This is a genomic window from Trichocoleus sp. FACHB-90, assembly GCF_014695505.1.
Taxonomy (GTDB): Bacteria; Cyanobacteriota; Cyanobacteriia; order Cyanobacteriales; family FACHB-T130; genus Funiculus; species Funiculus sociatus.
In genome coordinates this window covers 47,386-59,237 of the sequence record NZ_JACJOK010000056.1, presented here as the reverse complement: position 1 = coordinate 59,237, position 11,852 = coordinate 47,386, and the positions used below count along the sequence as shown (strand labels likewise).

General features: G+C 47.4%; 6 protein-coding genes and 1 CRISPR repeat array (1 of these 7 running past the window's edge). All 6 genes read left to right on the top strand.

The features are described 5' to 3' along the window. Nucleotides 1–342: 342 nt before the first annotated feature. The 6 genes from grpE (at nucleotide 343) to rsgA (ending at nucleotide 5,805) form a co-directional block, all read left to right on the top strand. Nucleotides 343–1,113, top strand: coding sequence for a nucleotide exchange factor GrpE (gene grpE / locus H6F74_RS16325; protein WP_190442968.1), 771 nt, complete (start codon nucleotides 343–345; stop codon nucleotides 1,111–1,113). Further along, nucleotides 1,113–1,259, top strand: coding sequence for a hypothetical protein (locus tag H6F74_RS16320; protein WP_190421610.1), 147 nt, complete (start codon nucleotides 1,113–1,115; stop codon nucleotides 1,257–1,259). The genes grpE and H6F74_RS16320 overlap by 1 nt, the downstream gene beginning before the upstream one ends. A gap of 2 nt (nucleotides 1,260–1,261) precedes the next feature. Then, a complete protein-coding gene (gene dnaK / locus H6F74_RS16315; protein ID WP_190442923.1) occupies nucleotides 1,262–3,226 on the top strand; it encodes a molecular chaperone DnaK in 1,965 nt (654 codons plus the stop codon). A gap of 98 nt (nucleotides 3,227–3,324) precedes the next feature. Continuing rightward, nucleotides 3,325–4,452, top strand: a complete 1,128-nt coding sequence (gene dnaJ, locus H6F74_RS16310) for a molecular chaperone DnaJ (protein WP_190442916.1) — start codon at nucleotides 3,325–3,327, stop codon at nucleotides 4,450–4,452. Then, nucleotides 4,449–4,709: a sulfurtransferase TusA family protein gene (locus H6F74_RS16305; RefSeq protein ID WP_190421604.1), complete on the top strand. Its 261-nt coding sequence runs from the start codon at nucleotides 4,449–4,451 to the stop codon at nucleotides 4,707–4,709. The genes dnaJ and H6F74_RS16305 overlap by 4 nt, the downstream gene beginning before the upstream one ends. Nucleotides 4,710–4,719: 10 nt before the next feature. Beyond that, nucleotides 4,720–5,805 (top strand): small ribosomal subunit biogenesis GTPase RsgA, encoded by a 1,086-nt coding sequence (rsgA, locus tag H6F74_RS16300; RefSeq protein WP_190442914.1) that lies wholly within the window; start codon nucleotides 4,720–4,722, stop codon nucleotides 5,803–5,805. A gap of 16 nt (nucleotides 5,806–5,821) precedes the next feature. Further along, nucleotides 5,822–11,852: direct repeats of the CRISPR family, unit length 37 nt; unit sequence GTTTCAATCCCTGATAGGGATTTAGGAGTTTTCCGGC (it continues 592 nt past the right edge of the window).

Genomic DNA, 11,852 nt, shown 5'->3' with positions numbered 1-11,852 from the left:
ATGTTACACAAGTCCAGTTTATACTAGCGTATTACGCCCAAATGCCAGCGGAGGGAGTAGGTTGGCTCAATGCCAATAAAAGCGCCCTGATATCGGTTGTATAACTTGTTAGTTTTAGACAAGTAAAGCGATCGCAGTGTCCAAAAGTGTTGGGATGATGCCCTGGAACACTATTCTAGAAAAAGGAGGTTCCTGTCGCACCCCTTTACCAACTATTCCGATCTACTCCGGCTGCTGGCCACTGACCCAGATTCCTTATCATAAGATGGTACGGGCGATAGTCAAGACAGGACTAACAAACAAGCAAGTGTGAGCAGTCTCAAAACTTGGGATGAGAGCCGAATGAACGAGGAAGAAAATCAGCAAGATAACACTTCACTTCGGGTTGATGACCCAATGGTGGTAGAGGGAATGGGGAATGAACCATTATCTGAAACAGGAAACATGAGTGGAGAACTGGATTTAGACGTGCAAGTAGAAGGCGACCAAGTATCTGATGCAGTACCAGAAGCCTCTGCAACATCAAGGGAAGCGGAAGCCGATCAAAACGCACAAGAAGGCGATTCATCTGCTAGTGAGGCATTGAAGCGGCAACTAGAGGCAACCAGAGCGCAACTGGAAGAGCGCACCCAGCAGTGCGAGTCTTTCAAAACGCAGTATATGAGGATTGCGGCAGATTTTGAAAATTTCCGCAAGCGGAACCTCAAAGAAAAAGAAGACTCGGAGGTGCAAGTAAAACGCGCCATGATAACAGAATTACTGCCAGTGGTGGATAATTTTGAAAGGGCGCGATCGCAAATCAAACCCCAAACAGACGGAGAATGGAGCATTCACAAAAGCTACCAAGGGGTATACAAACAGCTGGCAGACGGACTCAAGCGGATTGGAGTATCTCCAATGCGTCCGGAAGGACAAGAGTTTGATCCGAATCTCCACGAAGCGGTGATGCGCGAACCAACTGATGAATATCCAGAAGGAGCCGTGATCGAACAGCTGGTTCGGGGATATTTTATAGGCGATCGCGTCTTGCGCCACGCCCTAGTTAAAGTTGCTGCGGCTCGTGACCCCGTGGTACCCTCAGAGGAAGGCAATCGGTCAGAGCAGGAAAGTTAATGGACTTTGACGCACTGGATCGACGCTTATTGGCATTAGTAATTACAATCAAGTTGATGGAAATCTTGGGCGAAGTCAGAATCGTCCAAGGTAAACAATTTAACGGTTACTCAACAAATCTTCTTGCACACCTTCACTACAGCTAGCTATGGGAAAAGTCATTGGCATCGACCTCGGCACGACCAATAGTTGCGTGGCTGTTTTAGAGGGGGGTCAACCGATCGTCATCTCTAACACAGAAGGTGGAAGAACGACCCCTAGTATGGTGGGATTTGGGAAAGGGGGCGATCGCTTAGTAGGACAACTGGCAAAGCGGCAAGCTGTAACCAATGCGGAAAACACAGTTTACAGCATCAAACGCTTTATCGGTCGCCGCTGGGATGACACCGAAATAGAGCGATCGCGCGTACCCTACACCTGCATTAAAGGTCGGGACGATACCGTTGATGTTCAGATTCGGGGACGCAACTACACCCCTCAGGAAATCTCCGCGATGATCCTGCAAAAACTCAAGCAGGATGCCGAAAACTTTCTGGGCGAACAAGTAGATCAGGCAGTAATCACCGTACCTGCCTACTTTACAGATGCCCAGCGGCAAGCCACAAAAGATGCTGGAACCATTGCCGGTCTGGAAGTTCTACGGATCATCAACGAACCCACAGCAGCTGCACTTGCCTACGGACTGGATAAACAAGATCAAGAACAGCGCATCCTGGTATTTGACTTAGGCGGCGGTACCTTCGACGTTTCCGTTTTGCAACTCGGTGATGGCGTTTTTGAAGTCAAAGCCACAAGCGGTAACAACCATCTAGGCGGAGATGACTTTGACAACTGCATCGTCCTCTGGATGATAGAAAACTTCAAAAAGCAAGAGAAAATTGACCTAGCAACCGATAAAATGGCTCTCCAGCGGCTGCGAGAAGCCGCTGAAAAAGCCAAAATTGAGCTTTCCAACATGGGCAGCACCTCCATAAATTTGCCCTTCATCACCGCCGATGACACCGGGCCAAAACATTTGGAGACGGAACTAAGCCGCGCCCAGTTTGAAGAACTGGTAAATTATCTGGTAGAAGGCACAATTGAGCCAGTTAGTCAAGCAATCAAGGACAGTGGTTTAACGCCAAATGAAATTGACCGCATTATCCTGGTGGGAGGTTCCACCCGGATTCCAGCCGTTCAGGATGCTATCAAGAAGTTTTTTGGTGGCAAAACACCCGATCGCTCAGTCAACCCCGACGAAGCAGTAGCACTGGGAGCAGCAATTCAAGGCGGCGTGTTAAGCGGCGAAGTTGAGGATCTGCTGCTATTAGACGTTGCCCCCCTGAGCTTGGGTATCGAAACTTTGGGAGAAGTGTTCACAAAAATTATTGAACGCAATACCACAATTCCCACCACAAAATCCCAAGTCTTTTCCACCGCCACAGACGGACAAACAAGCGTGGAAATTCACGTCTTGCAGGGCGAACGGGCAATGGCTCGTGACAACAAAAGTTTGGGGAAATTCCTCCTAGCAGGAATTCCCCCTGCCCCCAGAGGCGTACCCCAAATTGAAGTGTCCTTTGAAATCGGCGTTGACGGGATTCTCAAAGTATTAGCTCAAGACAAAGGTACTGGGCGAGAGCAGAGTATCCGAATTACCAATACAGGCGGCTTGAGTGCCACCGAAGTTGAACGGATGCGGCTAGAAGCTGAAACCTTCGCCGAAGACGACCGTCGTCGGGTGCAAGTGGTTGAGTTGAAAAACCAGCTTGATAGCCTGTTCTACAGCTATGAATCAACGTTAAATGACAACGGGGATCTCATTAGCGAGGATTTGAAGACGCAGGTGAATCAAAAGGGTATACAGGCACGAACCGCACTGGCGAATCCCTCGATTAGTGTTGAGGAAATAAAACAGCAAATTGAAGAGTTTCAACAGGCGCTGTTTGCTATTGGGGCTGCTGTTTACCAAAAAGCTAACAACGGACGCGAGTCAGTGGAGGATTACGAGAGTGTAGAAGGTGGTATACCCTCATTCCAAAACACGCCTGACGGCACAATAAACGAAGAAGACGATTTCATCAATTTTGATGATGACAATACTGTAACTGCCGACTACGAGGCAGTTGACTAAAAGAGTTAGGAGTTAAGGGCTAGGAATTAATAACTCCTAACTCCTAATTCCTAACTCCTAACTTTCATCAACCCCTATCCCCAACCAAGCAGCGTTCTATGGCCCGCGACTACTATGAAATTCTCGGGGTTTCCCGTGACACAGATAAAGAAGAAATTAAGCGTGCCTACCGCCGTCTGGCTCGAAAGTATCACCCAGACGTAAATAAAGAGCCAGGGGCGGAAGAACGCTTTAAAGAAATTAACCGAGCCTACGAAGTCCTTTCGGAACCAGAGACACGCGCCCGCTACGATCGCTTTGGTGAGGCAGGAGTAGCTTCTGGTGTCGGTGCAGGCCCAGATTTAGGCGATATGGGCAACTTTGCCGATATCTTTGAAAGCTTCTTCAGCGGTTTTGCTGGCGGGATGGGTCAGACAGCGACCAGGAAACGCAGCGGCCCAGTTCGCGGTGACGACTTGCGGTTGGATCTGAAATTGGAATTCCGGGAAGCTGTATTTGGGGGGGAAAAAGAAATTCGGATTCCCCATTTGGAAACCTGTAATGTCTGCAATGGTGTTGGTGCTAAACCGGGAACGCGAGCCAAAACTTGTCCAACGTGCACAGGTTCCGGTCAAGTGCGCCGCGCTACCAGGACACCTTTCGGTAGCTTTACTCAAGTTTCTGTGTGTCCCAGCTGTAACGGCGAGGGGCAGGTGATTGAGGAAAAGTGTGAAGGATGTGGTGGCAACGGCAGAAAACAGGAAACTAAGAAGCTGAAAATTACTATCCCTCCTGGGGTAGATAATGGAACTCGCTTGCGGGTTTCTAAAGAAGGAGACGCTGGTTTGCGCGGTGGCCCTCCGGGAGATTTGTACGTTTATTTGTTTGTCGAGGAAGACGCAGAGTTTCAGCGCGATGGGATTAACGTCCTGTCAGAAATTAAGATTAGCTACTTGCAGGCGATTTTAGGTTGTCGTCTGGAAGTTAATACAGTTGATGGGCCAGTAGAATTGACGATTCCGTCTGGAACTCAGCCGAATACGGTGCAGACGCTGGAAAACCACGGTGTGCCTAAGTTAGGAAACCCGGTGAGTCGGGGCGATCAACTGATTACTGTGGGAATTGATATTCCGACTCGGATTACGGCTGAGGAAAGGGAACTGCTGGAGAAATTAGCTAAAATAAAAGGCGATCGCACTGGCAAAGGAGGGATAGAAGGATTCTTGGGAGGATTCTTCAAGGGATGAACAATCCAACAGCTTCGCTAGGTCTGCCAGACGAAGAGATGGATTTGCGTGGGACACCTTGCCCGATTAATTTTGTCCGCACTAAACTACGTTTGGAAAAAATGGCACCGGGAGCCTTGTTAGAAGTGTGGCTAGATCCAGGGGAACCGATAGAGCAAGTTCCTGATAGTTTAGCAATGGCAGGCTACACGGTAGAGCAAGTTGAAGACCGTGCTGGCTTTTTTGCGCTGAAGGTGCGTCGTCCTCATGAGTTATGAGTTATGAGTTATGAGTTCTGAGTTAGAAGAACCACTCAGCACTCAAAACTCAGCACTCAGCACTGTGTTGGGTACTGTGCTGGCTGTGCAGGCAAATTTCTATCAGGTGAGGTTGGAGGAGAGTCGGGACGCGATTCAGGAATTGCTGTGTACTAGGCGATCGCGTCTGAAAAAAATTGGTCAGAAGGTAATGGTGGGCGATCGCGTAATCGTTGAGGAACCAGATTGGGCTGGCGGACGAGGCGCAATATCGCAAGTTTTGCCCCGCCAAACGGAACTGGATCGTCCCCCAATTGCCAATGCTAATCAAATTCTGCTGGTCTTTGCTTTGGCAGATCCACCGCTAGATCCCTACCAACTTAGTAAATTTCTGGTGAAGGCAGAATCTACTGATTTGGATGTCTGTCTTTGTCTCAATAAAAGCGATTTAGTCTCAGAGGAGCAAGTCCAGCAGTGGCGCGATCGCTTGCACGGATGGGGCTACCAACCCATCTTTATCAGCGTCCATACTCGCATGGGGATGGACGAACTGCAAGCCCAGCTCAATGACAAAATTACCGTCTTTGCTGGACTTTCTGGAGTTGGAAAGTCTAGTATTGTAAACTATTTTATTGAAGATGTCAATTTAAGAGTGGCGGAAGTTTCTGGGAAACTCAGCCGGGGTCGTCACACGACGCGACACGTAGAACTGTTTGAACTGCCGACTGGTGGACTGCTGGCCGATACTCCAGGCTTCAATCAGCCAGACTTGGACTGTGTGCCTGAGGAGTTAGTCGAGTATTTTCCCGAAGCGCAGAAGCGGCTAGAAGTGGGAAGATGTCAATTTAGCGACTGTCTGCATCGCGATGAGCCAAATTGTGCAGTTAGGGGAGATTGGGAGCGTTACGAGCATTATCTAGGTTTTTTGGAAGATGCGATCGCTCGCAGCGAACATCTCCACCAACAATCCGATCCCGATGCCGCGATGAAGGAGAAAACCAAAGGCAAAGGGCAAAACCAATACGAACCCAGGCTGAACACTAAAAAATATCGTCGTCCTTCCCGTCGCACTCAACAACAAGCGCTACAAGAATTTTATCAAGACCCGGATAATTGACGTGAGCGATCGTTAGGACACCCAACTTGACAGGGATTTAAGAGTTTTCCGTCCCATTACCGCGTCTGTTAAAGACTGGTTAAATATGTTTCAATCCCTGATAGGGATTTAGGAGTTTTCCGGCCAACCCAGCGCACACTCAGATTTAAAGTGGGTACGGTTTCAATCCCTGATAGGGATTTAGGAGTTTTCCGGCTCGTGCATGAGCGATCGCCGTGTTGTTCACCAGCGTTTCAATCCCTGATAGGGATTTAGGAGTTTTCCGGCAGAGTTGATGGAGGTGTGCGAAAGCTTGTACTCGTTTCAATCCCTGATAGGGATTTAGGAGTTTTCCGGCAACGCGATGCGGCAGGAAGCCGCAGCATCGGAGGAGTTTCAATCCCTGATAGGGATTTAGGAGTTTTCCGGCGGACGTATCCAAAATAGGGGGCATACTCAGACTTGTTTCAATCCCTGATAGGGATTTAGGAGTTTTCCGGCAGCAAAACTTAAGAGATGTCCAATCCTTGCCTTTGTTTCAATCCCTGATAGGGATTTAGGAGTTTTCCGGCAAGTGAAGTTACCGCTTGCAATAATGGGCGCGTCTGTTTCAATCCCTGATAGGGATTTAGGAGTTTTCCGGCTAATTATGAAAATACTGGGCTTTCTTTTACTCAGTTTCAATCCCTGATAGGGATTTAGGAGTTTTCCGGCTTGTACGGTTCAAGAATGCGGCGTTATGGTTGTGTTTCAATCCCTGATAGGGATTTAGGAGTTTTCCGGCATTACTTTTTGAGATCCGCCGTAGGGTCTTTGATGTTTCAATCCCTGATAGGGATTTAGGAGTTTTCCGGCCTTGGAGCAAATACGCGATCGCCTCGAAGAACTCCGAGTTTCAATCCCTGATAGGGATTTAGGAGTTTTCCGGCTTGCAATAGTCTTCGTCGAGCGACACAGTTCTATGTTTCAATCCCTGATAGGGATTTAGGAGTTTTCCGGCGCAAGCCTCACAGCTATCAACTAGCGAGTGATTACGTTTCAATCCCTGATAGGGATTTAGGAGTTTTCCGGCTTGTGACTTTCTTTGATGGCATAAATGATTATGTTCAGTTTCAATCCCTGATAGGGATTTAGGAGTTTTCCGGCACTCCCCTTGACCTTCACTCAGACATGAACCTGGGTTTCAATCCCTGATAGGGATTTAGGAGTTTTCCGGCTAGTGTTTTCTCCCTTCTGTACTCTGCCCACAAGTTTCAATCCCTGATAGGGATTTAGGAGTTTTCCGGCGAGATAGTAAGCTTACCTCTTAGTCTTCTAGCTGTTTCAATCCCTGATAGGGATTTAGGAGTTTTCCGGCCGATCGCGGGAATTGTAGACCGGATTGATGGGGTTTCAATCCCTGATAGGGATTTAGGAGTTTTCCGGCTCAGTTTTTTCTTTGAAGCTCTCCCAATCTTCCTGATTGTTTCAATCCCTGATAGGGATTTAGGAGTTTTCCGGCTAAGTTTGTCAAGCTATTAGAGTCCACCAAGCTCGTTTCAATCCCTGATAGGGATTTAGGAGTTTTCCGGCGTTAAATCCCGCATCGCCGCCTCTAGCTTGGCTTTGCGGTTTCAATCCCTGATAGGGATTTAGGAGTTTTCCGGCCAGAGGAAGAGTGGGCATATATTTCTGCTCACCCTGTTTCAATCCCTGATAGGGATTTAGGAGTTTTCCGGCCAAGGCGTACCCAAAATTCGATTAGGTAAGCGTCTGTTTCAATCCCTGATAGGGATTTAGGAGTTTTCCGGCTAAAGGGCGTACCACTTCAAACAGTTTCCCGAAGTTTCAATCCCTGATAGGGATTTAGGAGTTTTCCGGCTTAGTTTCGGGATACCAGCCACCTTCTAAGCATCTGTTTCAATCCCTGATAGGGATTTAGGAGTTTTCCGGCTGTATTGAGTACCTTACATCCGAGTATGTAAGCGTTTCAATCCCTGATAGGGATTTAGGAGTTTTCCGGCCTTCCCATGTATGAAGAAGATCAGATCACCTCTAGTTTCAATCCCTGATAGGGATTTAGGAGTTTTCCGGCTATCCTATAATGTCTGCCAGATGCTTAGAGGGCAGTTTCAATCCCTGATAGGGATTTAGGAGTTTTCCGGCTTGATCCAGAGTATCTAGGTGTAAGTGTTGTAAGTTTCAATCCCTGATAGGGATTTAGGAGTTTTCCGGCGGTATCAAGCCTCTCTACTATCGCTCTGAATGTGCGTTTCAATCCCTGATAGGGATTTAGGAGTTTTCCGGCGCAGCCAAGTTCCACCATTTCTACCTGGCTTTTGCTCGTTTCAATCCCTGATAGGGATTTAGGAGTTTTCCGGCTCTTCCTCTTCCCCCCCCTCCCTTCTTTCTTCAAAGTTTCAATCCCTGATAGGGATTTAGGAGTTTTCCGGCAAATCTAATCTGCATATAACTTAAAGCGAGGCTGTTTCAATCCCTGATAGGGATTTAGGAGTTTTCCGGCGGTTTCGGCTTCTTTCTTGGTTGCAAATCCTCCTGTTTCAATCCCTGATAGGGATTTAGGAGTTTTCCGGCCGCGTAAGCCATTGCAGCATAATCATTATTATCGTTTCAATCCCTGATAGGGATTTAGGAGTTTTCCGGCCCGATGCCAATTGCGTCACGTTCCTGGTCTTTGTTTCAATCCCTGATAGGGATTTAGGAGTTTTCCGGCACCTTGTCTCTGCTGGCTACTCTGATGGCTGCCAACGTTTCAATCCCTGATAGGGATTTAGGAGTTTTCCGGCGCTGAAGGTGTGCGGATCAGCTGCAACAACAAGCGTTTCAATCCCTGATAGGGATTTAGGAGTTTTCCGGCTCGGTGTCAAAGGTATCCGTCGCCTAAAAGATGGTTTCAATCCCTGATAGGGATTTAGGAGTTTTCCGGCACGAATGTATTTCTGTATGTAAGATCCCTTAAGTTTCAATCCCTGATAGGGATTTAGGAGTTTTCCGGCATATGTGTATGCCCACTAACACTCACATATTGCGTTTCAATCCCTGATAGGGATTTAGGAGTTTTCCGGCTGAAATAGTTATGCAGAATCTATGCTTTTTCATGTTGTTTCAATCCCTGATAGGGATTTAGGAGTTTTCCGGCAAGAATGTAGAGATCACCATAGGTGTGGATGGTAGTTTCAATCCCTGATAGGGATTTAGGAGTTTTCCGGCTCAAGATATCTGGTGATCGTATCATTGACGTTGTTTCAATCCCTGATAGGGATTTAGGAGTTTTCCGGCGGCTGGCAGTCCTTTGTTCATCTCAGGGGCTAATGATGTTTCAATCCCTGATAGGGATTTAGGAGTTTTCCGGCTTTCGCTCATGTATCTATAGTAAAGCACTTTATGTTTCAATCCCTGATAGGGATTTAGGAGTTTTCCGGCCTTTTTCCTCTTGAGTCTTAGTTCTGTCAGCTTTGTTTCAATCCCTGATAGGGATTTAGGAGTTTTCCGGCTCAGAGTCGATTTTAATGTCATATCTATACACGGTTTCAATCCCTGATAGGGATTTAGGAGTTTTCCGGCACACCAATACACCTATGTATTGCCGAAAAATTGGGTTTCAATCCCTGATAGGGATTTAGGAGTTTTCCGGCTCGCGTCCATAACAAGAGCCTCGGAAATATCCGAGTTTCAATCCCTGATAGGGATTTAGGAGTTTTCCGGCTAAATCTGTTTTTAATTTTGAGTACGTCTTAGTAGTTTCAATCCCTGATAGGGATTTAGGAGTTTTCCGGCTGTAGGTATTAAATGATATTCAGGAACATCTACGTGTTTCAATCCCTGATAGGGATTTAGGAGTTTTCCGGCGCTGTACCACCAGGAGTTGTTGAACTAAGAAAATATCTACGTGTTTCAATCCCTGATAGGGATTTAGGAGTTTTCCGGCAGCCGCATCACAAAAGCTTGATGCTTGGCTTGGAGTTTCAATCCCTGATAGGGATTTAGGAGTTTTCCGGCGGGATTTAGTGAACGTCTGTCCCAAGTAAGAATGTTTCAATCCCTGATAGGGATTTAGGAGTTTTCCGGCTCTTCAGGATCAGATTCTCTTAAATATTCCCTAAGGTTTCAATCCCTGATAGGGATTTAGGAGTTTTCCGGCTCTGTTGTCAGGAGATTCCTCATAATTATAGTAGTTTCAATCCCTGATAGGGATTTAGGAGTTTTCCGGCTCGTGGTGGCAATTGAGACTGGGCTGGGCTGGTGTTTCAATCCCTGATAGGGATTTAGGAGTTTTCCGGCTGACTCATCGCCCCAGTGTTGGTCAGGTGGGTTTCGTTTCAATCCCTGATAGGGATTTAGGAGTTTTCCGGCTGCACTCGTTCAATTTCGGCGGCGAAGTTTTTGTTTCAATCCCTGATAGGGATTTAGGAGTTTTCCGGCGGGATGGATAAAAGCTCTTGAAGTTACTGCTGTGTACGTTTCAATCCCTGATAGGGATTTAGGAGTTTTCCGGCGTTTCCTTGAACTCTTCGTGGCGGTACATCATGCGGTTTCAATCCCTGATAGGGATTTAGGAGTTTTCCGGCCGTGGATGAGTTGATGGGACGGTACAAGCAATTTGTTTCAATCCCTGATAGGGATTTAGGAGTTTTCCGGCTCGAATTCATGTAGATGGGAGCGTTGGTAATGTTTCAATCCCTGATAGGGATTTAGGAGTTTTCCGGCCTGTGGCAGTTATCTTCTTCGGTCAGGTAGTTCGCGTTTCAATCCCTGATAGGGATTTAGGAGTTTTCCGGCCATCTGGTGCGATCGCTTAAGAAGAAGGTTGTAGGTTTCAATCCCTGATAGGGATTTAGGAGTTTTCCGGCTTAACGTCAGACTCAATCTCTTCCCTTTTTTCATCGTTTCAATCCCTGATAGGGATTTAGGAGTTTTCCGGCGCGACAGATTGGTTGTTTTGGGCAAGGCAAGGTTAGTTTCAATCCCTGATAGGGATTTAGGAGTTTTCCGGCGGTTTACGGAGTCAACGGCACCGCCCGCAACAAGTTTCAATCCCTGATAGGGATTTAGGAGTTTTCCGGCCCCCTCCCCTCGCGTCACTGAGTCCGCCGCAACCCTAGGTTTCAATCCCTGATAGGGATTTAGGAGTTTTCCGGCTGTTGACATCAGCACCGGAACTTTCACAATCCCTGGTTTCAATCCCTGATAGGGATTTAGGAGTTTTCCGGCTTGTTGATGGGTTCGAGCCAGCGGGCCTCCCGCCGTTTCAATCCCTGATAGGGATTTAGGAGTTTTCCGGCCTTCTGAATATCTTAATTTGGTGGCAAACATTGCATGTTTCAATCCCTGATAGGGATTTAGGAGTTTTCCGGCTTTTCGGCAATGGCGAATTGATGGAACTTGGCAACATTGCATGTTTCAATCCCTGATAGGGATTTAGGAGTTTTCCGGCTGGTTGCGAGTGGTGGACGGTGAATTGTCCTTGTTTCAATCCCTGATAGGGATTTAGGAGTTTTCCGGCTCAACGGATGCGCTTTCGCGTACCACCTGTTGACCGTTTCAATCCCTGATAGGGATTTAGGAGTTTTCCGGCACTCTCGGCAGCGATTAGAGGTGCGCCGATTAACTGTTTCAATCCCTGATAGGGATTTAGGAGTTTTCCGGCAAGAGCCTTTTTGTGTTGGAAGGGAAATCTATTTGTTTCAATCCCTGATAGGGATTTAGGAGTTTTCCGGCTAGGGATTTTTCGCATTGTCTCACCGGGGTTCCAGGTTTCAATCCCTGATAGGGATTTAGGAGTTTTCCGGCCCTTACTTTGTAATAATCCGTCTGGTAAGCGCACGTTTCAATCCCTGATAGGGATTTAGGAGTTTTCCGGCTAGAAACTGCGGGCGCTCAGGTTTTTGAGGAGCAGATTACCGTTTCAATCCCTGATAGGGATTTAGGAGTTTTCCGGCTTGAGTTCCGGACACCAACACCGACGACAGCACCGGGTTTCAATCCCTGATAGGGATTTAGGAGTTTTCCGGCGAGTAAAACTGGCGGCAGAATATTTAGTGCTGCGTTTCAATCCCTGATAGGGATTT